General features: G+C 68.4%; 21 protein-coding genes and 2 pseudogenes. 11 read left to right on the top strand and 12 right to left on the bottom strand.

Features of this window, described 5'->3' with window-relative positions:
• Complete coding sequence (cynR, locus tag ABXJ52_RS36855; protein WP_367048501.1) at positions 1–960, bottom strand: transcriptional regulator CynR; 960 nt, start codon at positions 958–960, stop codon at positions 1–3.
• Positions 961–1,093: 133 nt separating this feature from the next.
• Here cynR and ABXJ52_RS36850 point away from each other — a divergent pair, with 133 nt between their 5' ends.
• Together ABXJ52_RS36850 and ABXJ52_RS36845 are read left to right on the top strand one after the other, a co-directional pair.
• Positions 1,094–1,603, top strand: a complete 510-nt coding sequence (locus ABXJ52_RS36850; protein WP_367048499.1) for a nucleoside deaminase — start codon at positions 1,094–1,096, stop codon at positions 1,601–1,603.
• Positions 1,604–1,841: 238 nt separating this feature from the next.
• Positions 1,842–2,174, top strand: a complete 333-nt coding sequence (locus tag ABXJ52_RS36845) for a DUF4190 domain-containing protein (protein WP_367048498.1) — start codon at positions 1,842–1,844, stop codon at positions 2,172–2,174.
• Between the two features lie 69 nt (positions 2,175–2,243).
• Here ABXJ52_RS36845 and ABXJ52_RS36840 read toward each other — a convergent pair whose 3' ends face one another.
• From ABXJ52_RS36840 to ABXJ52_RS36830, 3 genes are all read right to left on the bottom strand, one after another.
• Positions 2,244–2,882 carry a hypothetical protein gene (locus ABXJ52_RS36840; protein ID WP_367048496.1) on the bottom strand — a complete coding sequence of 213 codons (639 nt, stop codon included), beginning with the start codon at positions 2,880–2,882 and terminating at the stop codon, positions 2,244–2,246.
• Between the two features lie 304 nt (positions 2,883–3,186).
• On the bottom strand, positions 3,187–3,786 hold the full coding sequence (locus ABXJ52_RS36835) for a DoxX family protein (RefSeq protein ID WP_367048494.1): 600 nt from the start codon (positions 3,784–3,786) through the stop codon (positions 3,187–3,189).
• 288 nt (positions 3,787–4,074) lie between these two features.
• The gene (locus ABXJ52_RS36830; RefSeq protein ID WP_367048492.1) at positions 4,075–4,380 is read right to left on the bottom strand and encodes a hypothetical protein; all 306 of its coding nucleotides are present in this window, start codon (positions 4,378–4,380) and stop codon (positions 4,075–4,077) included.
• A 385-nt stretch (positions 4,381–4,765) separates the two neighbouring features.
• Between ABXJ52_RS36830 and ABXJ52_RS36825 the strand changes: the two genes are divergently transcribed.
• From ABXJ52_RS36825 to ABXJ52_RS36815, 3 genes are all read left to right on the top strand, one after another.
• Positions 4,766–5,614 carry a hypothetical protein gene (locus tag ABXJ52_RS36825; RefSeq protein WP_367048491.1) on the top strand — a complete coding sequence of 283 codons (849 nt, stop codon included), beginning with the start codon at positions 4,766–4,768 and terminating at the stop codon, positions 5,612–5,614.
• A 204-nt stretch (positions 5,615–5,818) separates the two neighbouring features.
• Positions 5,819–6,364: a hypothetical protein gene (locus ABXJ52_RS36820; RefSeq protein WP_367048489.1), complete on the top strand. Its 546-nt coding sequence runs from the start codon at positions 5,819–5,821 to the stop codon at positions 6,362–6,364.
• A gap of 625 nt (positions 6,365–6,989) precedes the next feature.
• The gene (locus ABXJ52_RS36815) at positions 6,990–7,280 is read left to right on the top strand and encodes a hypothetical protein (protein WP_367048487.1); all 291 of its coding nucleotides are present in this window, start codon (positions 6,990–6,992) and stop codon (positions 7,278–7,280) included.
• Positions 7,281–7,305: 25 nt separating this feature from the next.
• Here ABXJ52_RS36815 and ABXJ52_RS36810 read toward each other — a convergent pair whose 3' ends face one another.
• Together ABXJ52_RS36810 and ABXJ52_RS36805 are read right to left on the bottom strand one after the other, a co-directional pair.
• Complete coding sequence (locus ABXJ52_RS36810; protein WP_367048485.1) at positions 7,306–7,431, bottom strand: hypothetical protein; 126 nt, start codon at positions 7,429–7,431, stop codon at positions 7,306–7,308.
• 248 nt (positions 7,432–7,679) lie between these two features.
• A complete protein-coding gene (locus tag ABXJ52_RS36805) occupies positions 7,680–8,327 on the bottom strand; it encodes a DJ-1/PfpI family protein (RefSeq protein ID WP_367048483.1) in 648 nt (215 codons plus the stop codon).
• Positions 8,328–8,613: 286 nt separating this feature from the next.
• Between ABXJ52_RS36805 and ABXJ52_RS36800 the strand changes: the two genes are divergently transcribed.
• Complete coding sequence (locus ABXJ52_RS36800; protein WP_367048481.1) at positions 8,614–10,002, top strand: CoA transferase; 1,389 nt, start codon at positions 8,614–8,616, stop codon at positions 10,000–10,002.
• 136 nt (positions 10,003–10,138) lie between these two features.
• Here the strand turns inward: ABXJ52_RS36800 and ABXJ52_RS36795 are convergent, their stop codons facing one another.
• Together ABXJ52_RS36795 and ABXJ52_RS36790 are read right to left on the bottom strand one after the other, a co-directional pair.
• Positions 10,139–11,383, bottom strand: a complete 1,245-nt coding sequence (locus tag ABXJ52_RS36795) for a DUF6528 family protein (protein ID WP_367048479.1) — start codon at positions 11,381–11,383, stop codon at positions 10,139–10,141.
• Between the two features lie 224 nt (positions 11,384–11,607).
• Complete coding sequence (locus tag ABXJ52_RS36790) at positions 11,608–12,339, bottom strand: SDR family oxidoreductase (protein WP_367048477.1); 732 nt, start codon at positions 12,337–12,339, stop codon at positions 11,608–11,610.
• 75 nt (positions 12,340–12,414) lie between these two features.
• Here ABXJ52_RS36790 and ABXJ52_RS36785 point away from each other — a divergent pair, with 75 nt between their 5' ends.
• Complete coding sequence (locus ABXJ52_RS36785; protein ID WP_367048476.1) at positions 12,415–12,792, top strand: MerR family transcriptional regulator; 378 nt, start codon at positions 12,415–12,417, stop codon at positions 12,790–12,792.
• A 44-nt stretch (positions 12,793–12,836) separates the two neighbouring features.
• Here the strand turns inward: ABXJ52_RS36785 and ABXJ52_RS36780 are convergent, their stop codons facing one another.
• The 4 genes and pseudogenes from ABXJ52_RS36780 to ABXJ52_RS36765 all read right to left on the bottom strand — a co-directional run bounded on the left by ABXJ52_RS36780 (position 12,837) and on the right by ABXJ52_RS36765 (position 16,573).
• Positions 12,837–13,535 carry a flavodoxin gene (locus tag ABXJ52_RS36780; protein ID WP_367048474.1) on the bottom strand — a complete coding sequence of 233 codons (699 nt, stop codon included), beginning with the start codon at positions 13,533–13,535 and terminating at the stop codon, positions 12,837–12,839.
• 89 nt (positions 13,536–13,624) lie between these two features.
• Positions 13,625–14,475 (bottom strand): annotated as a pseudogene (locus ABXJ52_RS36775) (aldo/keto reductase).
• A gap of 35 nt (positions 14,476–14,510) precedes the next feature.
• A complete protein-coding gene (locus ABXJ52_RS36770; protein WP_367048472.1) occupies positions 14,511–15,539 on the bottom strand; it encodes an alcohol dehydrogenase catalytic domain-containing protein in 1,029 nt (342 codons plus the stop codon).
• A 56-nt stretch (positions 15,540–15,595) separates the two neighbouring features.
• Positions 15,596–16,573: an aldo/keto reductase gene (locus ABXJ52_RS36765; RefSeq protein WP_367048471.1), complete on the bottom strand. Its 978-nt coding sequence runs from the start codon at positions 16,571–16,573 to the stop codon at positions 15,596–15,598.
• A 290-nt stretch (positions 16,574–16,863) separates the two neighbouring features.
• Between ABXJ52_RS36765 and ABXJ52_RS36760 the strand changes: the two genes are divergently transcribed.
• The 4 genes and pseudogenes from ABXJ52_RS36760 to gvpJ form a co-directional block, all read left to right on the top strand.
• Positions 16,864–17,763 carry a helix-turn-helix transcriptional regulator gene (locus tag ABXJ52_RS36760; protein WP_367048469.1) on the top strand — a complete coding sequence of 300 codons (900 nt, stop codon included), beginning with the start codon at positions 16,864–16,866 and terminating at the stop codon, positions 17,761–17,763.
• 100 nt (positions 17,764–17,863) lie between these two features.
• Positions 17,864–17,992, top strand: coding sequence for an LPFR motif small protein (locus tag ABXJ52_RS36755; protein ID WP_367049484.1), 129 nt, complete (start codon positions 17,864–17,866; stop codon positions 17,990–17,992).
• A gap of 172 nt (positions 17,993–18,164) precedes the next feature.
• Positions 18,165–19,301, top strand: a complete 1,137-nt coding sequence (locus ABXJ52_RS36750; RefSeq protein ID WP_367049483.1) for a phospholipase D-like domain-containing protein — start codon at positions 18,165–18,167, stop codon at positions 19,299–19,301.
• Between the two features lie 120 nt (positions 19,302–19,421).
• Positions 19,422–19,682 (top strand): annotated as a pseudogene (gene gvpJ, locus ABXJ52_RS36745) (gas vesicle protein GvpJ); the annotation flags it as partial.
• Between the last annotated feature and the right edge of the window lie 22 nt (positions 19,683–19,704).

Below are 19,704 nucleotides of genomic sequence, written 5' to 3'. Positions count from 1 at the left end.
TCACCCCTCGGCAAGCTCTGTCCCTAGCTGAGCTGCACCTGGCGCTCCGGCCTCGCCCGGCCCGGCGGGCGGCAGACCGAGCTCGGTCACCAGTGTGCGCAGCAGCACGACGAAAGCCTGCAGGGCCGCCGAGCGATGCCCGCCCGACCGGGTCAACAGGGCCGCGGTGCGGTGCGGCAGCGGCGGCCGCAGCGGCACCTGTGAGAGGCCCGACCGGTCCAGGATCACGGCTTCCGGCAACACCGTGGTCAGCGCCCCGCCCCGTACGATCTCAAGGAGCGCCAGCGCCGAGTCCGCCTCGACGGCCACCCTTGGTGCGGCGCCCTGGCCGGCGAAGTACGCGTCGATCCTGGCGCGGGTCGCGAAGTCGCCGGCGAGCAGCGCCAGGTCCCGTCCCGCCAGCTCATCAACGCTCAGCGGCGCCGCGCCACCTGCCCCGGTGCCCGCGACGACGGCGAGCGCCTCGATGAACAGCGGCACGGCCTCGACGCCGGGCACGGGTTCGCCGGTGAAGCCGATCCCCGCGTCCAGCTCGTCGGCGAGCACCGCCTCCCCGATGTGCACCTGCGTCGCCTCACGGACGCTCAGGTCGAGCCCCGGGTGGCGGGCATGCAAGGCGGCCATGAGCGGTCCGACCAGGTAGGCGGTGAAGGTGGGAGTAACGCCGAGCCGCAGCCTGCCGCGCGAGAGATCCCGTACGTCCTGCACAGCACGGTCAGCGGCGGCGAGTTCGCGAAGCGCCCTTCTCGCATGGTCCACGTACACCTCCCCGGCGTCAGTGGGCCGAACGGCGCGCCCGGATCGATCGAGCAGCGGCAGGCCGACAGCCCGCTCCAGCGCCCGGATCTGCTGCGACAGGGTCGGCTGGGAGAGGTGCAGGGCGTCGGCGGCCCGAGTGAAACTGCCGTGCTCCACGACGGCGAGGAGATAGCGCAGGTGCCGCAGTTCCACAGGAGCCATATCGCCAGCGTAACGCCATGTATAGCCCCCACCGATGGGAGGCATCGTCAGCGTGTCTTGGACTCTATAGCTCCAGGTCAGCCACACTCGTGGAACCGGAAAGCAGTCGAACGGATCCGCCCGGAGGCACCTCATGGATTTCATCCAGCGCACGATCGACCTGGCCCGCTCCAACGTGTTGGACGGCGGACGCCCCTTCGCCACTGTCATCGTCAAGGACGGCGAGATCATCGCTGAGCGCGCCAACCAGGTCGCCCAGACCCACGACCCGACAGCGCACGCCGAGGTGCTGGCCGTCCGGGACGCCTGCGTGAAGCTCGGCACCGAGCACCTGATCGGCGCCACGGTCTATGTCCTGGCCCAGCCGTGCCCGATGTGCCTGGGCGCGCTCTACTACTGCTCTCCCGACGAGGTCGTCTTCGGCACGACCCGCGACGCCTACGAGCCGCACTACGTCGACGACCGCAAGTACTTCGAACTGAGCACGTTTTACGACGAGTTCGCGAAGCCTTGGCAGGAGCGCCGACTGCCGATGCGCCACGAGCCGCGCGAGAGCTCCGTGGATGTCTACCGTCTTTGGCAGGACCGCAACGGCGGGGATCGCCACGTCCCGGGCGCACCGGCGGCTGACGACAGCCACTGAGGCGGAGGGCGGGCGGCTCCGGAACCGCCCCGGAGCGCCCGTCGCGAGCGCGCGGGCGCATGCGTGGGCCGCTCGGGGGCACTCGGGCACGTACGACAACGCCCTGGACGGCAACAGAGACGGATGTGATGGCATGTCATTCTCCGACCGGTCCCAGCCCCAGCCTCAGCCCTCGGCATCGCACGATTACGCGCAGTCCCACCCGCACCCACACCCGCCTGCGAGATCGAGCAACGGCATGGCGATCACGGCGCTCGTTCTGGGCGTCGTCGCGCTCGTCTTCTTCTGGACCGTGATCGGCGGTGTCGTACTGGGCCTGCTGGCACTGGTCTTCGGCATCATCGGCGCACGCAGAGCACGTGGCGGGCGGGCGCCGTACGGCAAGATGTCCGTCATCGGTGCGGTGCTCGGCGCGCTGGGGCTGATCGCCTCCGGCGTCATCCTCGCGATCGGCGCTTCGATCCTCAACTCCGACGAGTTCAAGAACTTCGACGACTGTGTCGACCATGCCGATTCGCAAAGTGAACGCGACGCGTGCGCCAAGGACTTCGACCGGGAGCTGAACGACTGACCTCCCGGCATGGCGGCTTCCGAGGGCGGCGCCGCCCAGCGTCTCGGCCAGGGCAGGCCCGAGCTCTCGTCAGCTGGTGCTGACGTCCGAAAGGCGCGGCAGCTTGTCGAGTGTCAGCGCGAGCGGCCCGTCCGCGGAGGTGTTGCCCTCGACGCATTTCTTCTGCCGTGGCGAGCTGAGCACGTCTTGGAGGATGCCGACGTTGGTCAGGGCCAAGATGCTCTGCACGTTGGCATCGACGGCATCGACCGGAATGCCGATGCACGGCGTGTTGAGAGTGCCGTCGATCAGCGCCAAGGGAACCTCCGCGGGCGCTGCGGCTCGCCGGCCTTCAGCGCCTGGCAGGGAGGAGCTGGGCAGACCCGCCTGTGGAAGCCGGGGCGTGATCTCGAGCAGGGCGCCGTATTTGTCGGTGAGTTCCTTGACGGGGTTGTCGGGGTTCGTGGCGGCATCGGACAGGCAGTCACGAATGGTCTCCGGTGAGGCGCCGGCGGGGATCTGCTGAGTGTGGACCATGGCCAGGCCCGGAACTCCGCGATCCAGGGCGGGGCTCTCGGGCAGCCCGACACACTCCGCTGTCACCTGACTGATCAGCAGGAAGCCGGGCCCGTCGGGGTGTTCGGGGGCAGCGGCAGCGGGCGAGACGGAGATCATCATCAGGCCCGTCACGGTCAGGGTTGCTGCGGCGAGCACGGTACGGGCGCGCATGGGATCCTCCAGGTCGCTCTACCAGGGACCGAACCCACGCTTCCCGCGGTTGCACAGTTTCGCTCGCGGGGCTCCGCTGACTGGCGGAAGCTTTGCCGCTCGCCCTGCTCGACGCGGGTGGCGCGGGGCGCGGGTGGCGTAGGCGAACTCGTCACAGGACGCCGTGACTGTCGGCCTGGATGACATCACCGCCCGAGCCGCGCTGCGCGACCCGCCGCGGCTCGGGGGCCTGGCCGTTCCCGTCAATGTGTCGGTGTTCCTACGCGGTGCCGACCAGGCCCAGTGGGCTTACCGAGACCCGCAGCTAGCGGACCGACCCTGCCGCTTTGCTCAGTGCACCCGCTGCGTCGCGCCCGGCAAGGCGGGCTGCCCGGCCACCGGACTTCGCGGCAGTGCGGCCACGGTGAGCCCCGGACTTCACGGCGGAACGACCGCGGGTGGCACCGGACTTGGCGGCGGCTCGTCCATGGGTGGCGGTGGTGCGGCCGCGGTGGGCGAGGGACGGCTTGCCGTGTGTGTCGGCTGCCGCGATGAGCAGGCCACCGAACAGTGAGAGGTTCTTGATGAACTGGGTGCGCTGCGCGGCTCGGCGGTCCGGGTCCTCCTCCTTCCACCAGGCGTGGCCGGCCAAGGTCGTCGGCACGAGAGAGCCGGCCAGCGCGAGCGCGGCGAAACGCGGAACCCGCCCGGTGGCAAGCATCACGCCGGCGCCGACCTGCACCGCACCATTGATGCGGACCAGGCGTTCGGGGTCCTCCGTGAGACGGGGAATCCGGGAACTCAGGGGAACCGCGACGTGCTCCGCGGCGGAAGCCACGCGCTTGGGGTCCCGGAGGGTACTGATGCCTCCCGACAGGAAGACGGAGGCGAGCATGGGGCGTGCGAATTTCCTGAGAACAGCCATGCCTCACGGCTTCCCCCGATACGGCCACTCAGACAGCGTTTCGTGCGAAACCGTCGTCCGGAGGGCGGCGCGTATCCCGGCGTGCCGAGCCGAATCGGCGCGCCTCGAGCCATCCCGCTACCAATTCCAGCAAACCGCACTGCAGTTCGCACTCCGTGCCCCTCTGTCGCCCTGGGATCCCGGTTCGTCTGATGCCGCGACCACGGATCCGGTACGCGTGGCACGCGTCCGGCCCCCGCGCACACGGTGGTGGGCGGGGGCCGGACGTCTGCTCCGGCGCTGCGGGGGTTACCGCTTGTGCGCGGGGATCGAGTCGGTCCCGGCGGGCCTCTCCACCGTCTTGCTGTAGTTCGGCGTGGCGCTCTCGGACTTCTTCGCGGGCTTGCTGTCGGTCCCGGCCGGCACCTTCACCGTCGTGGAGTACGAGCCCTCACCGGTCTTGTGCGCGGGCTTGGAGTCGGTACCAGCCGGGCGCTCGACGGTGTGGCTGTGTCCCTTGCCGGGGGCGGTGGACGCGTTCGCGACGGCGGCGGTCGAACCGAGCGTCCCGAGCGTGATGAGCGCGAACGTCGCGATCGCTGTGGACTTCTTCATGGGGAGTCTCCGTGATCGTGGGTGCTGCTTTGCCTTGCCCTTTGATCCTCACAGCCGGCGCATTTCGTCTCTGTCTCCGTCGGCCTGCGGGGATGAGAAGCCGATGAAAACCGCCCCGCGTGCCGTCTTGTCGACCCCGCCCGCCGCCGCGCTCGGCGCATCCGCTGGGCTGCTGACCAGGGCTTACGGGGCCGCCAGCAGCCCGTGCAGGAAGATTTACGGTGGAGCCACCCGCCCTCGTGTCCCTTTTGCGGCAAATGCTCCTTAAATCTGTTACATCTCCTACGGGTGGTGTTGATGTGAGGTGCGTAGCTTCGTAGATGTCGCCGCAACGAAGCGGCAACGCACCCCCCACTGAGACCGACCCGAGAGGGCCACCTTCCTCATGCGTACCGCCCGTACTCTGCGCACCACCGCCATCGCCGTAGTCGCCGCCGCCGGTATCAGCCTGGGGGCCGCTTCCGGCGCCATGGCCGCCACCGCATCCCACACGGCCGGCCCCGCGTCCATCAGCGTCGAGTCCATCGCGCACTCCAAGACCAAGAAGCCGAAGAAGGCCAAGACGGTCAAGCTGCGCGACGGCTCCATCGCCAAGGTCTACAAGCTGGGCAAGAACAAGGCCAAGGCCGTCATCTCCGGCCCCAAGGGCGCCACGCTGCTCGCCAACGGCAGGACCGTGTACGTCAACCACAACGGCATGCACATCAAGCTCACCCCCAGCGGCTCCCTCACCTCCTGGATGAACAAGGCCAAGCCGAAGCCCAAGCCCAAGCCCAAGCCGCACCCGGAGAAGCGTGAGCACGTCCGCAACGACACCCTCGCCGACGGCTCCATGGCCCGGGTCTACAAGTTCTCGCCCACGCACTGGCAGGCCGTCACCTCCGCCGGTTCGCTGGATGCCAACGGACGCACGGCTTCCGGCGAGAACAACGGCATGCACGTGACGCTGTCGCCCAGCGGGGTCCTCAAGTCCTGGATGGACAAGGCCGGGGACGAGCCCGCCCCCGCACCCGTCCCCGATGACGAGGTGCAGCCCGACCCCCAGCCCACCCCGGACGACGAGGTCCAGCCTGACCCGCAGCCCGTCCCGGACGACGTGGTGAAGCCGGACCCGAAGCCCGTCCCGGACGACGTGGTGAAGCCCGCGCCGAAGCCCGCTCCGGACACCGACACCGTCAAGCCCGCGCCGACGCCCGCCCCGGGCACCGACGCCCCGATAGTCCCGGCTGCCTGAGTCGGGAAGCACGCACACGGACAGGACCCGCCCCGGCCACACGTCGGTGCGGGCTCTGTCCGTGTACAGGGAACCCGGTCGGCGGCATCCGGGGGGCACCCGGCATGCAAACGGTGTCCGATGGGATGAAGCGCGGCGGGCGCCCCTTACCCCTGGCCGGGTCTCGCCGCGCGTCGACCGCCCGCACGGCCCCGGAGAGCCCCCATGCGCCGCATAGCCTGCACTCTCGCCGCATCCGCCGCCTTGACCCTCACCACGGCCACCACCGCGCTCGCCGGTGACGGCGCCACCGCCTCCGTAGCCCCGGCCACTGCCGCGCCAGGAGCGACGGTTGAGATCACTGTCTCCTGCCCCAAGAGCGATCAGGAGTCCATCAGCGCCAACAGTCAGGCATTCTCCGGCGGCTCGGTCCAGCTGACGATGTACGGAGGCGGCGGCGCGAACCTCTACGGCGACCAGACCAACTACCGCGGCTCCGCCGTCCTGGCGGGAGCATCCGGCTTCAAGGGCGACGGGCCCAACGGTGTCGGGAGGAAATCGTCCTGGGGCATCGACGGCACCTGCCCGACCGGCGAGCAATGGAACACCAGTGTCACCGTCACCAACCACCACTGGCGAGGCTCCAAGGCCGGGGTCGGCGGCAGCACCACCGCCGGGAGCGTAGGACAGATCGCCCTGGGCGCCGCGCTGGTGGGCGGGGTGGGCTACATCGCGTGGCGGCGCACCAAGACCATCACGCCCGAGGGCTAGGACCTGGTATCACCGGAGCTTGACCAAAGCCGGGGCGAGGCCGACCCGCCCTGTGCGGGCTGGCTCAGGGGTGCGCACGGGGTGGAACATCACTGCGAGGGGCAGTGAATCCGACGATGCCTGGCGACGATGACTGGCTTAGGCCCACCACCTCGAAGCCGCACTTCGCATACAGGGCCTGACGCGGCCGTCCCGGTCACGCTGTCCGTCGAAAGCGATGCGACTGGGCGTGGGTATCCCATTGCCGGGCGTCGGGGCTGGTGGCGGCACGGCGGTTCAGCGTCTGTCCGATGCCCGAAGCCCGAAGCCCGCGAGCATCACCTGCTAACGAAATACGAGCCGACCCAGATCGAGCGCTGCTGTTCCACCGACCACCACCCCTGAGACACCACGGCATGAACACCCTCGGTGAACGGCGTGACCACAACAACCGCCGGGGCCGTCACTGCGCTCGTATCCGACCCCCACAGGCCTCTGGCACGTGAGGGCTTCCGACTCCGTGTAGTGGGGCCCTTCGACTCCCGCCCCCGCCTTTGCCTTTCCTTTAGCTTTGTGTGTACAGAAAGCCGCCAACGCACACATAGCGCACCAGCGTGAATGCCCCACCGCTGAAAGGCTCCTCGCGATGACCACCCTGTACCAGCCTCCCTACGTGGCCGACACCCTGCGCCCGCGCTTCGAGATCATCGTGAACCGCTACGGCGCGACCCTGGGCACCCGCTCCAGCTCGTACGCCCGCCGCCTGAGTGTGATCGAAACCCGCTCGGCGTCGACCATCGAGCGGGCGTTGCACATGGCCGGGCAGATAGCCCGCAAACACAACATGATCATCCGCTATCAACTCGCGCGCCGCGAGGGCGAGATGACCTACTACCCGTGCGTGAAGACCGGCGACACCGAACATCTGTCGCGCTGAGGCCCGCGCACCCTCGCGCGGGTCACTAGGCAGTGTTGTGAAAGTCGCCCAGCACCATGGCCCGGCTGGCGGCGCCGTCCGCGAGGGTCACGAGTTGCTCGGCGAAGGCGGAGGGCTCGCGGCAGCCCAGTTCCGCTATTAGGTCGGCCACCAGCCGCACCATTCGACCCTGACCTTGCCGCGCAGGCACTCGAGGCATTTTCGAGGTTTGCGCCGCCAGAGGCCTACAGCGAGCAGGGCCCGTTCAGCCCGGTCGTACCGGTGCCCGACGACGCCGACATCTACATCCGGCGGAACCATCGGCTGTCGGACGTGGCTCTTCGCGGGGCCCACTGAGTGGCGGGCAGAGCGGCGCGGTTGGGCGAGTGCGCTGCCTGAGCTGCCTCTTCGGATGGCGGCTCAAGAGTGCGGGAAGCCTTGCGTGCGCATGGCGTCGACGAGCGACGCGGGAGCGGTGTGCGGTGAGCCGGTCGAGTACGGCGGCTCGGGGGCGTACTCGATCATCAGCTGCACGATCTGCGCGAAGTCGTCTCCGGCAAGGCGGCCGGCGAGGGTCAGGCCCATGTCGATTCCGGCGGAGACCCCGGCGGCGGTCACGTACTTGCCGTCCGTGACCACCCGTTCATCGTCGACGGGGGTGACGCCGTAGCCATCAAGTCGGCCCTGGTGCAGGCCCAGCCAATGCGAGGTCGCGCGCCGGCCCTTCAGAAGACCGGCTGCGGCGAGCAGGACGGAGCCCATGCAGACCGACGTCGTGAAGGTGGTTGCGGCGTCGACTTGCTGGAGCCACATCAGGAAGTTCGGGTTGCGGGTCTGGGCGTCGATCGCCGCTGGCGGGCCGCCGGGCACCACGAGAACGTCGGCGTCCTTCACCTCGTCGAATCCGGCCTGCGCGGTGAACGTCAGGTGCCCCTGATCGTTGGTGACGGGGCCGGCGTGTTCGGCGACGAAAACGGTGTCCCAACCGGGCAATGCGTTGAGGGTCTCGTACGGGCCGACGGCGTCCAGGGCGGTGAAACCGGGGTAGAGGACGATGGCGATCTTCACAGGCGTTCCGTTTCGGCTGGGCGGGTTACGGGTGGTGCGGCACCCGGCGCCGATCATCACCGCCGCGGACCTCCGTCAGCAATGACGTGTACCCCGCCTTTCCTGCCTTGTTTTGGCGCGGCGAGCAGCCGCACACCTGCGGCAGCCCGCTTCTTGGGCTTGGTCCGATTGCCGCACCATGCGTGATGCGGCGCCCGTGGACGGACGCGCCATCCGCACTTCAAGTCCGTCCCAGATCCCAGATCCATCCCTTCCCGAAGGTGACACTCAGTGCCATAGTGTGGGCATGGATTCCTCACTTCCCTCGGGGGTTTCGCAGGCTTGGGCGGCACTGGGTGCCGATTCATCGCTGCTCGACCGGGTGTCCTACGGCGGTTCGTCCGGAGGGCTGCCGTCGCGGCTGCCCGTCATGGAGCTGGCGCGTGCGACTGTCGCGGCGTGTTCGCTCGCGGCAGCCGAGCTCACTTCCGTTCGCACGCGGCGCCCCGTTCCCCGGGTGCGGGTTGATGACGAGGCAGTCGCGACGGCGTTCCTCAGCGACCGGTTGGTGCGGGTCGACGGGCAAGCGTGGTCGACCTTCTCGCCGCTGTCCCGGTTCTGGCGGGCGACCGATGGATGGGTTCGTACGCACGCCAACTACCCGCACCACCGGGCCCGATTGCTCGCCGCTCTCGGAGTGCCGGAGGACATCGGCGGGGAGGAGGCGGGCGCGGTGGGCCGGGCCATCGCACGGCTTCCCGCGCTGGAGGTAGAGGAGCGCGTGTACGCGGCGGGCGGTTTGGCCGTCGCTGCGCGCAGCCCCGAGGGCTGGGCCACCAGCGAGCAGGGGGTCATGGTCGCGGGACAGCCGCTGCTGACGATGGCGCGCATCGACGAAGCCCCGGAGCGGATGCCTGCTGGTGGAGCGCTACCGTGCGCGGGGCTACGCGTCCTGGACCTGACCCGCGTGCTGGCCGGACCGGTCGCCACCCGAACTCTGGCGTTGCTCGGCGCCGACGTGCTGCGGATCGACGCCCCGCAGCTGCCGGAAAGTCAGGAGGCCCACAACGACACAGGAATGGGGAAGCGCTCGACCACCCTCGACCTGACAGCGGCCGCCGACCGCAGGCTCTTCGACGAACTACTCAAGACCGCGGACGTGGTGGTCACCGGTTACCGGCCGGGGGCGCTGGAACGGTTCGGACTGACACCCGAGGCACTCGCCGAGCGCCGTCCGGGTCTCGTGATTGCTCAGCTCTCCGCGTGGGGCCGTTACGGGCCGTGGCACGAGCGGCGCGGCTTCGACAGCCTCGTACAGGTGGTCACCGGCATCGCCGAGCTGGAGGGTTCGCCGGACTCGCCCGGTGTGCTGCCCGCCCAGGCGCTCGACCACGGCACCGGATATCTGCTCGCGGCCGGGGTCCTACGCGCGCTCACCGAGCAGCACCGCACGGGCGGTACCCGTCTTGTCCGTCTGGCCCTGACGCAGACCGCGCACTGGTTGGTCCACGATCTGGCAAGCGCTCCGGGCGAAGACGGGGGCTTCGACGCCGAGCACCGGCTGACCGAGACCGCCAGCCCCATGGGCCGACTGCGGCACGCCCTGCCGCCGGTGTCGTACGAGGGGGGACCGGTGGACTGGGCGCGCCCGCCCGGCCTGTGGGGGGTGGACGCCCCGGTCTGGAACGGCGCCTGACGAATACTTTCGGGCGGTGCGCCCGGTACACCCACTGCACCGTTGCGCTCGCGTCATGGCCGCCGGAAGTGGGCTCCTGAGCGGAAGCGGAAGGTGAAGTCGGCGGTGGTGCCGTCCTCGAAGGCCACCTGGACCGTCAGGTCACACTCGCAGCGACCCAGCGCACCTTGTAGATGCTCCCCGCAGTGTATTTCTTGTCCGCGTCAGCAGGGTTTGCGTTTGGGTTGTTGCATTGTGCGAGCTGCAGCTCGTCGTGCTTCCCCTTGATGAAGAAGTCGATATAGGCAGCACTGTAGGTGTTGCACGTGCGTTCGTTCTTCACGAAGGTTGCTCCGCGTGCGTAGGCTGCCGCCCCGTCGGAACGGATGGAAAGTCCCTTGAGTTCGTTGAGTGGGTGCTTGTCGTGGTTCCACTCAGCCGCTCCGGGAATGGGCCGACGAGGCGAGGTGAACTTTTCTCCCGCCGCGTCGGGGTTGAATTCGTATATCGACAGGTCTGTCGTGATGGCCATGGTCCCGCCATCCCGGACTCCGTCAGGAATGGGAGAGAGCTCGTGGGGAGAATCGTAATAGGCAACTCCATCTGAGGCATTACCCTCTCCCCACCCTATATCTCCGAGTTCCTTACCGGTCGTCGGCATCACGTACTTTGCAGGCGTCTTGCCGAACTTGGGAGTTTTGGGCTTGCCGGAATAGGTGATACCCAGGACCATCCCCTTGCCGTCTGCTTTATCCAGGCCCTTCGTGCTGCCCGACGCCCAGAGCTTCTTTCGCTCTTCGTCCCAATGAAGGCCATGCGCGGCGGGAAGCTCCACCCAGTCCACGTAGTCCCCATCTCCCCAACCGTTTTTTCCATCAGCCGGGCGGGTGGCCGAGTACAGGAAGATTCCACTCGCCGTCGCCACCGCGACATTACCGTCGGGAAGCATTTCGGCAGAATGCGGACTACCGCCCGGACACGCTACGAAGGAGGCCGCCGTCTTCGGCCGTGCGGGCCCTGCAGGGTTGTACGGCACTACTGCGACCCCACCGGCCGAGGAAGCCACCACCACGGACTTCCCGTCACGCGACAGCTTCGCTTCCGTCGCGCCACCGGCGAAGTGCTGCTTCCAGTCTTTTCCGCACTCGCCATAGACCCGTGCAGGGGTGCTGTCCGTGACCCACCAGTCCCACTGCGTCTTGGCCCCCTCCTTCCATTTTTCGCTCTTCTTCTGGAGGATGTTCACACGCTCCCCAGCAATGATCACGCGATCGGCATTACCCTCTCGATCCTCCTCGGAAGGTGATTGCACTTCCGAAATCGCTGGGGAGATGGCCACGGCGCCTGCAGCACACGCGACGGCAGCGCCTATGGCGATCAAGCGAGATCGGGAAGGCTTCATGTTAATCTCCTCGGGCAAGTGGAAAAGCGCCGGCATTGGCGACGAGTACATTCGAGTACATCACGACCGGAAGTCGGGACGCCAGGTGAGCAACTTATCTGGCGCCCCGCATGAGCCAAAACCCCGGATGCAGATCTACGTTTCCTGGTTCCGCATTTCTCCCGTGACCTAGGGCACCCTCATTTCTCGCTGATGTATATAGCGGAGACGGCCCGCGCCCGCTCCTACCGCCGACTCGACAGCGCCGCCAGGGCGCGGTCCATCGCGGCGTTGAAGTCTTCCGGCGTCAGCGGCAGCCGGGACTTGACGTCCCTACTCCACTGGTCGGCGAGGACCTCGGCGGAGCCTGCCTCGACACCGTCGAGCGCAGCGTCGGCCAGGTCAGACGGTGCGATCTTGTCCACGGGCCAGCCTGCGGCCATGTCGGTGTCGGCCAAACCGAGATGCACCGCTGTCACGAGCGTGCCCTGCTCGGCGAGCTCCAGGCGGACGCCGTTGGTCATGGCCCAGGCTGCGGCCTTGGTCAGGTGGTAGGCATTGGCGCCCTTGCCTCCGAACCACGACATGGCGGAGAGCACGTTGACGATCGCTCCCCCGCCGTTCCCGGCGAGCGCCGGCGCGAACTCCCGGATCATTTGCAGGTGCCCGAACACGTTGGTCTCCAGCTCGTGCCGGACCGCGTCCAGCGAACCGGTCACCAGGTCCGTTCCCGTCTGGATCCCCGCGTTGTTGATGAGCAGCGAGACGTCCGCGGCAGCCTCTGCGGCGGCCTTCACGGATGCGGGATCGGCGATGTCGAGGGGCAGCACCTCGACCCCGGGCAGATCCACGGCCTCCGGTCGGCGGGCTGTGGCGTAGACCTTGCGGGCGCCCCGTTCGAGCAGGCGCTGGGTGAAGGCGCGGCCCAGGCCGCGGTTGGCTCCGGTGACGAGGGCGACTGAGTTGTTGATGTCCATGCCCGGTACGCTAAAACCTGACGTTGACGTCAGAGGCAAGTGCTGGACGTCCAGGCCGGGGTGAGAGGAATCACCATGACCGTCACAGAGGCCGCGACCGAGCGGCTGGTCCGCATCGGCGAGGTGGCGCGGGGCGCCGGCGTCTCCGTACGCGCCGTGCGCTACTACGAGCAACAGGGGCTGCTCATCGCGGAGCGCAGCCCATCCGGCCAGCGCCTCTACCGGCAGGACGCCATCACCCTGGTCCGCTTCTTCCAGCAGATGTACGCCGCCGGCCTGACCAGCCGAAGGATCACGGAACTCCTCCCGTGCTGGGACTCTGGGCACACCGACGCCGATCAACGTGCCATGCTGCGCGCCGAGCGTGACCGCATCCAGGCCAAGGTCCACGACCTGCAGGCTGCCCTGGACCGCCTCGACGAGGTCATCGCGATCACGGACACGCACCCGTAGGCGCGGCCGGCCGGACATCGCACCGGCGGTTGGCGACGGACGCATCAGGCCATGGCGAAACCGATGCGGTTCAGCCAGGCCCTGATGGCGCGGTCCGCCTTTCCGACTTCTTCTCCTTGGACGGCCAGACCTTGGGCGAAGATGGCGCCCCGGCATGAGTCGGCGTAGTCGCGTGCGGTGGTGCCCAAGCCGCTCATTGCGTGTGTGGTGAAGGGGACTACGGTCTTGTTGGCAAAGTCGAGCTGCTCCGTGAACGTCGTCATGATCATGGGTGCGCGCACGTTCCCGATGGGACTGCCCAGCAACACGGTTTCGTAGCCGTCGAGTTCAGGCAGCCCGCCCTTGATGGCGGGGCGAGCGTCGGCCTGCTGTTCACGGACGTTGCGCTTCACGGTCGCGTCGTAGCTCGCCGGATAGGCGTCGACGGGCTCGATGCGGTACACGTCGCAGTCGATGAGGGCGCGAATCTTGCGAGCCATGACCTCGGTGTTGCCGACCTCCAGGTGGGTGCGTTCCCCGTAGTAGTAGTTCTCGCCGGGGCGGGAGAAGTACGCGAGCAACACCTTGCCGCGCACCCCACCACCCGCCGTCGGACCCGGCGTTCGGCTCGGTTCCGGAGTCTGCTGCTCGTCCGCGGATGAGCAGCTGGTGACGTGAGGCATGGTCATGGCAGTGACCCCGGTCAGCAATGCGGCGCGCAGGATCGTCCGACGCCGGGCGGCGGTGTGGTCCCGTTGGTGCATGGCTAGTCCCTTCACGCGGCGATCCGATGGGGGGAAGAGCGAGCGGCGGCCGGCTCCTGGTCGGCCGCCCGATCTCTGGGTGGCGTAGGTCAGGCATCCAAGCGGCGCTCGGCGAGACGGGCGACGATCTCGGGGTCGTGGTGGTCGAAGAACAGGGAGCCGCCGGTGTCGAGGGTGGTGATCTGGACCATCTGTTCGTCGGTGAGCCGGAAGTCGAAGACGTCGATGTTCTCGGTCATGCGCTCGGCACGTCGGACTTGGGGATGGCGATGACACCGCGCTGGGTGAGCCAGCGCAGGACGACCTGGGCGACGGACTTGCCGTACTCCTTGCCGATGCCGGCGAGGAGAGGGTTGGTGAACAGGTCGTTCCGGCCCTCGGCGAAGCCGCCCCATGACTGGATCTGCACCCCGTGCTCGCGCATCAGGTCCTGGTAGTCGGCGCGTTGGAAGAAGGGGTGGGTCTCGATCTGGTTGACCGCCGGGGTGACCTCGTTGTTGACGATCAGGTCGATCAGCCGGTCGGGGTAGAAGTTCGCGACGCCGATCGCTTTGGCCACGCCCTCGCGGTTCAGGGCTTCCATCGCGCGCCACTGACCGTAGACGTCGCCGAACGGCTGGTGCATCAGATACAGGTCGAGGTAGTCCAGGCCCAGCTTGCCCAGGGACGTCTCGAAGGCGTGCTTGGTGTTGTCCTGGGCGGGGGCGTTCTGGACCCACAGCTTGGTGGTGACGAACAGGTCCTCGCGCGGAATTCCGCTGGACTTGATGGCGCGCCCGACGGCTTCCTCGTTGCCGTACGCGGCTGCGGTGTCGAGCAGGCGATAGCCGGCGGCCAGCGCGTCGGAGACGGCGCGTTCGGTGTCCTCGGCGGGGATCTGGTAGACGCCGAAGCCGAGAAGCGGCATGCGGACGCCGTTGTTCAAGGTCACGTGCTGCATGGGGGAAGTCCTTCGTGGTGCGGGCGAGTTGGGGCTCAGGGATGGATGAGGGCCTTGAGGACCCGGCGTTCGGCCATGTCCCGGTAGGCGTCGGACGTCCGGTCGAGGGAGAAGGTCCGGTCGAAGACGCGGCCGGGGGTGATGGTGCCGTCCAGGACGTCGGGCAGCAGCTGCTCGATATAGGCGCGGGCGGGGCTGGCCCCGCCGGTGAGGGTGATGTTCCGCATGAAGACGGCCGGGCCGATCGGGCCCTGCTCATGCTGGGGCACGCCCAGGCGGCTGATGGTGCCGCCGTCCAGGACCGCCCCGAGGGCGGTGTCCAGGGCCTGGCCGGTGCCGACGGCCTCGATCACCTTGTCCACTCCGCCGGTCAACTCGCGGATACGGGCGATGCCCTCCTCGCCGCGTTCGGCGACCACGTCGGTGGCGCCGAAGTGCCCGCCGAGTGTGGTGCGGTCTGCGTGACGGCCTGCGAGTACGATCCGCTCGGCGCCGAGCCGCTTGGCGGCGATCACCGCGCACAGGCCGACGGCCCCGTCCCCGACGACGAGCACGGTGTCGCCGCGGGCGACTCCGGCGGTGACAGCGCCATGGTGACCGGTGGTCATCACGTCGCTCAGAGCCAGCAGGGAGGGCAGGAGCGCGGAGTCGGCGGCCACCGGCAGCTTCACCAAAGTGCCGTCCGCATACGGGACGCGGACTGCTTCGCCCTGCCCACCGTCCACGCCGTCGAAGCCGTACCGGCCGCCGTTGCGGCAGGAGATGTGCAGGCCCTTCGCGCAGTAGTCGCAGGCGTTGTCGCTGTAGGTGAACGGGGCGACGACCAGGTCACCGGGGGTGAGAGCGGTCACGTTCGTCCCGGTCTCCTCCACGACTCCCAGGAACTCGTGGCCCATGGGGCGCCCGGTGTCGGTGGCGGGCATGGATGCGTAGGGCCACAGGTCGCTGCCGCACACGCATGCGGCGAGCGTGCGCACCACGGCGTCGGTCGGCTGGACAGTCTTGGGGTCGGGCCGGTCCTCTACGCGGACGTCTCCGGCTCCGTACATCACTGCTGCACGCATGGGGTGTTACTCCAAACGGGGGTCGGCTGGTGTCGCGGCCGGGGGGCGGGGCGGCGTCAGCGTTCGAGCATCCGGGCCTGGGCCTCGGTGTGGGTGGCGCCCGCGGCGGGCGGCAGGCTGGAGAGCCTGTCCAGCTGCTCGTCGGTCAGCGTGACGGCGTCGGCGGCGGTGTTCTCCTCGACGCGGGACACCCGCTTGGTACCGGGGATCGGGGCGATGTCGTCACCCTGGGCGAGCAGCCAGGCCAGCGCCACCTGACCGGGCGTGGCGCCGGCCTCATCGGCCAGGGCCTTGACCTCGTCGGCCAGGGCCAGGTTGCGCTGGAAGTTCTCACCACTGAAGCGCGGGTTGCCACGCCGGAAGTCGGTCTCGTCGAACTGGTCGGTGGAGCGGACGGTGCCGGTCAGGAAGCCGCGACCCAGGGGGGAGAACGGCACGAGGCCGATGTTCAGCTCCCGCAGGACGGGCAGCACGCGCTCCTCGATGCCGCGGGTGAACAGTGAGTACTCGGACTGGACCGCGGTGACCGGTTGGACGGCGTGGGCGCGGCGGATCGTGTCGGGGCCGGCCTCCGAGAGCCCGAAGGCACGCACCTTGCCCTCGGCGATCAGGTCGCGGACAGCGCCGGCGGTCTCCTCGATCGGCGTGTTCGGGTCGACGCGGTGCTGGTAGTACAGGTCGATGTGGTCGGTGCCGAGCCGCTTCAGGGAGCCCTCGACCGCGGTGCGGATGTTGGCCGGGCCGGAGTCCAGGTTCCAGGATCCGCCGCCGCCGTGCGAGACGAGGCCGAACTTGGTGGCCAGCACGACCTGGTCCCGGCGCCCCCTCAGCGCCTGGCCCAGCAGTTCCTCGTTCGTGTAGGGCCCGTAGATCTCGGCGGTGTCGATGAGCGTGACGCCCAGCTCCAGCGCTCGGTGCACGGTCCTGATCGACTCCGCGTCGTCGGTGCCGGAACCGGTGTAGCCGTGGGACATGCCCATGGCGCCCAGACCGATCCGGGAAACTTCCAGGTCACGCAGGTTGACGTAGCGCATCTCGCCCTCTTCTCATCGTGACATCGCTCAACACCCTGATCGTCCTGCGGTCCGGCAGGGTGCGCCTGCGCCGGCAACTCGCGTCATGCGGAGGTGTCGGCGTCTTGCTCATCCAGCGTCGTGCGGGGGTGTCGGCGTCTTGCTCATCCAACGTCGTGCGGGGGTGTCGGCGTCTTGCTCATCCAGCGTCGGCCGGATCGCGGAGATGTGGCAGGGCGGGCCCTTCAGGGGTAATGACAGGGCCCCCCTCGCGCCTGCGCCGCGGGCACTGGCCGGATAAGACTGGATCCATGGCATCCCAGAGCGCGCACAACGAGGGCGCCGAGCTGGGCCGCTACCTGCGCGCCCGCCGCACCCAGACCAGTCCCGAACACGTCGGCCTCACCGTCGGCGCCGGTGTCCGCCGCACCCCCGGCCTGCGTCGCGAGGAGCTGGCCACCCTCGCCGGCATCAGCATCGACTACTACGTACGCCTGGAGCGCGGCAAGGAGACCCGCCCAAGCCCAGCGGTCCTCGACTCGCTGGCCCGCGCCCTGCGCATGGACGACCAGGAGCACCAGCACCTGCGCGAGCTCGCCGCCCGCGCCGCCCGCTACGTGGCCGAACCGCCCCCGGCCCCGAGCCGCAGTGTGCGCCCACACCTGAAGCTGCTGCTTGAGTCACTGCGCCCGAACCCCGCCTACGTCATCAGCCGCAGCATGGAGATGCTCGCCTGGAACCCCGGCGGCCTCGCCCTCTACGCGGGCCTGGACGACTGGCCGGCCAAGCACCGCAACCTCGCCCGCTATCTCTTTCTGCATCCCGCGGCCCGCGACCTCTTCCCCGACTGGGAGCGGCAGATCACCGCCTGTGTCGCCCGCCTGCGTGCCATCGCGGGCACGGCCCCCGACGCGCCCGACCTCACCAACCTCGTCGGCGAACTGCTTCTGAAGAGCCCCGACTTCGCCGGTCTGTGGGAGCGCTACGAAGTGACGGGACGTAAACCCGCCCACAAGACCTTCCGCCACCCCCAGGTCGGCACGCTCACCCTCACGTCCCAGTCGCTGCACGTCGAAGGCACCCCCGGCCAGCGCATCGGCGTCTACACCGCCGACCCTGGCAGCCCCAACCACGACGCCCTGCTCCTGCTCGACATGACGGCTCCGTCCGTCGCTACGCCCAGCACCACGCCTCGCCACGGAACCGCGTGAATTTGTTTCTGGCTCCATCCGCAGGGCAATCGGCAGAGGCAGCCCCCACAGGGTGCCAAGTGCTCAGCTCAGCAGGAAAACCAGCATGGAGGTCCAGGAAATGCTCAAGGCCATTGCAGATGTGTTCCGTGCCATTGGCGGGGCCATCGCCACGGTTGTCACTCTTCCTTTTCGTGCGGTCGCGAGGCTCTTCGGCGGGGCGTCTTCCAGCGCCCGCGGCCACCACTGACCGTAGCCACTAGTTCCTCAACAGTCAGCTCACCCCGTCGGCCACACCGGGCATCTGGGGAAGTTGCCTCGACCGGCCAAGGAAGAGCATGACAAGCACAGACAGCAGATCCGCGGCGTCAGCCCAGCATGCCGAGGTGCCGCGCCAGCCCGCGGACGAGCGCAGGCAACGGATGCGGCGACGTCTGGAACGGTTGATCGGAGTAGCCGCCACCGAGGGCAATTCGCTCCTCCCGTTGCGGAACGGGGATGAGATCTTCAAGGCGATGCTGGACGGAATTCGTGCTGCCGAGCACACGGTGGACATGATGACGTTCGTGTACTGGCGTGGCGAGATAGCCCGCCAGTTCGCCGATGCCCTCGCCGACCGGGCCCGCCACGGTGTGCGGGTCCGCCTGCTCCTCGACGGCTTCGGTAGCCGCCTCATCGAGCAGGAGCTGCTGGACATGATGGAAGAGGCCGGAGCCCAGGTGGCATGGTTCCGCAAGCCGCTCTATCTCTCTCCCCTCAAGCAGAATCACCGTTGTCACCGCAAAGTGCTGGTCGTCGACGAGAACATGGCGTTCACCGGCGGGGTGGGGATCGCCGAAGAGTGGTGCGGGGACGCCCGCAACGCGAACGAGTGGCGCGACACACACGTCCAGGTACGCGGGCCTGCCGTCGATGGCATCGCGGCCGCCTTCGCCCAGAACTGGGCCGAGTGTCACGACACCCTGTTCGATGAACGGGACCGTTTCATCGAGCACACGCCCGCTGGTGGAGCGGTGGTACAGGTCGTTCGAGGCTCGGCCAGTTTCGGCTGGCAGGACATGCAGACCCTGCTGCGGGTCGCCCTCGAATCCGCGCAGGAACACTTCCGCCTGGCGACCGCCTACTTCGCTCCCGACGCGTATTTCATCGAGCTGCTGTGCGCGGCCGCACGCCGCGGTGTCGAGGTGGAGATCCTGCTGCCCGGCCCGCATACCGACAAGCGGGTCTGCCAACTGGCCGGCCAGCACTACTACGCGACTCTGCTCTCCTGCGGTGTGAAGATCTTCCAGTACCAGCCCACGATGATGCACGCCAAGGTCATCACCGTGGACCGGATCGCGGCCCTGGTCGGCTCCACCAACTTCAACCGCCGTTCCCTGAACCACGACGAGGAGGTCATGCTCGCGGTCCTGGACGAGGACTTCACCGCCACCCTCGACCAGCACTTCGACCAAGACCTGCGAAAGAGCAAGCAGATGCTGCACTCACGCTGGAAACGCCGCCCTGTCACGCAGCGGGCACGGGAACTTGCCGTCGCCCCCATCCGCCGCTACTTGTGAGGCACATGCCCAGCAGGTTCCAGGCGGACGCCGCTCCGACACAACACCCCGTGAGAGAGGCGTACAACACCCGCGAAGTTCTGAACGGCCCAGTTCGGACGACTCAGGAAAGTGGCAGCGATGCTCCCCGCACAGCAAGGCGGTCCATCACGCGGAACCAGCGGACTGTACGACGTCCTGGAACTCATCCTTGACCGAGGCCTGGTCATCGACGCGGAGATCCGCATCTCGGTCATCGGCATCGAACTCATCAAGATCGACGTGCGAATCGTGATCGCCAGTGTGGACACCTACCTGCGCTTCGCCGAAGCCTGCAACCGACTCGACCTGGAATCGGGCCCGGGCCAGCGCCCCGGCCTGCCCGAACTGATCGGTGATCTGAACGGGAACGACACCCGGGGCT

Origin of the sequence: Streptomyces sp. Je 1-332 (assembly GCF_040730185.1) — a bacterium.
Lineage (GTDB): Bacteria > Actinomycetota > Actinomycetes > Streptomycetales > Streptomycetaceae > Streptomyces.
Note: the sequence above shows the minus strand (reverse complement) of the source record. Positions and strands in the feature narration are given on the sequence as shown.

What these genes read in the sequence shown, in the direction of transcription:
- ABXJ52_RS36835 (WP_367048494.1), bottom strand. Translation starts at nt 3,786, where the DNA reads ATGGCTGTTCTCAGGAAATTCGCACGCCCCATGCTCGCCTCCGTCTTC.
- ABXJ52_RS36795 (WP_367048479.1), bottom strand. Translation starts at nt 11,383, where the DNA reads ATGAAGCCTTCCCGATCTCGCTTGATCGCCATAGGCGCTGCCGTCGCG.
- ABXJ52_RS36780 (WP_367048474.1), bottom strand. Translation starts at nt 13,535, where the DNA reads ATGCACCAACGGGACCACACCGCCGCCCGGCGTCGGACGATCCTGCGC.
- ABXJ52_RS36850 (WP_367048499.1), top strand. Translation starts at nt 1,094, where the DNA reads ATGGATTTCATCCAGCGCACGATCGACCTGGCCCGCTCCAACGTGTTG.
- ABXJ52_RS36800 (WP_367048481.1), top strand. Translation starts at nt 8,614, where the DNA reads ATGGATTCCTCACTTCCCTCGGGGGTTTCGCAGGCTTGGGCGGCACTG.
- cynR (WP_367048501.1), bottom strand. Translation starts at nt 960, where the DNA reads ATGGCTCCTGTGGAACTGCGGCACCTGCGCTATCTCCTCGCCGTCGTG.
- ABXJ52_RS36765 (WP_367048471.1), bottom strand. Translation starts at nt 16,573, where the DNA reads ATGCGCTACGTCAACCTGCGTGACCTGGAAGTTTCCCGGATCGGTCTG.
- ABXJ52_RS36790 (WP_367048477.1), bottom strand. Translation starts at nt 12,339, where the DNA reads ATGGACATCAACAACTCAGTCGCCCTCGTCACCGGAGCCAACCGCGGC.
- ABXJ52_RS36760 (WP_367048469.1), top strand. Translation starts at nt 16,864, where the DNA reads ATGGCATCCCAGAGCGCGCACAACGAGGGCGCCGAGCTGGGCCGCTAC.
- ABXJ52_RS36840 (WP_367048496.1), bottom strand. Translation starts at nt 2,882, where the DNA reads ATGCGCGCCCGTACCGTGCTCGCCGCAGCAACCCTGACCGTGACGGGC.
- ABXJ52_RS36830 (WP_367048492.1), bottom strand. Translation starts at nt 4,380, where the DNA reads ATGAAGAAGTCCACAGCGATCGCGACGTTCGCGCTCATCACGCTCGGG.
- ABXJ52_RS36825 (WP_367048491.1), top strand. Translation starts at nt 4,766, where the DNA reads ATGCGTACCGCCCGTACTCTGCGCACCACCGCCATCGCCGTAGTCGCC.
- ABXJ52_RS36785 (WP_367048476.1), top strand. Translation starts at nt 12,415, where the DNA reads ATGACCGTCACAGAGGCCGCGACCGAGCGGCTGGTCCGCATCGGCGAG.
- ABXJ52_RS36820 (WP_367048489.1), top strand. Translation starts at nt 5,819, where the DNA reads ATGCGCCGCATAGCCTGCACTCTCGCCGCATCCGCCGCCTTGACCCTC.
- ABXJ52_RS36750 (WP_367049483.1), top strand. Translation starts at nt 18,165, where the DNA reads ATGCGGCGACGTCTGGAACGGTTGATCGGAGTAGCCGCCACCGAGGGC.
- ABXJ52_RS36770 (WP_367048472.1), bottom strand. Translation starts at nt 15,539, where the DNA reads ATGCGTGCAGCAGTGATGTACGGAGCCGGAGACGTCCGCGTAGAGGAC.
- ABXJ52_RS36845 (WP_367048498.1), top strand. Translation starts at nt 1,842, where the DNA reads ATGGCGATCACGGCGCTCGTTCTGGGCGTCGTCGCGCTCGTCTTCTTC.
- ABXJ52_RS36815 (WP_367048487.1), top strand. Translation starts at nt 6,990, where the DNA reads ATGACCACCCTGTACCAGCCTCCCTACGTGGCCGACACCCTGCGCCCG.
- ABXJ52_RS36755 (WP_367049484.1), top strand. Translation starts at nt 17,864, where the DNA reads ATGCTCAAGGCCATTGCAGATGTGTTCCGTGCCATTGGCGGGGCCATC.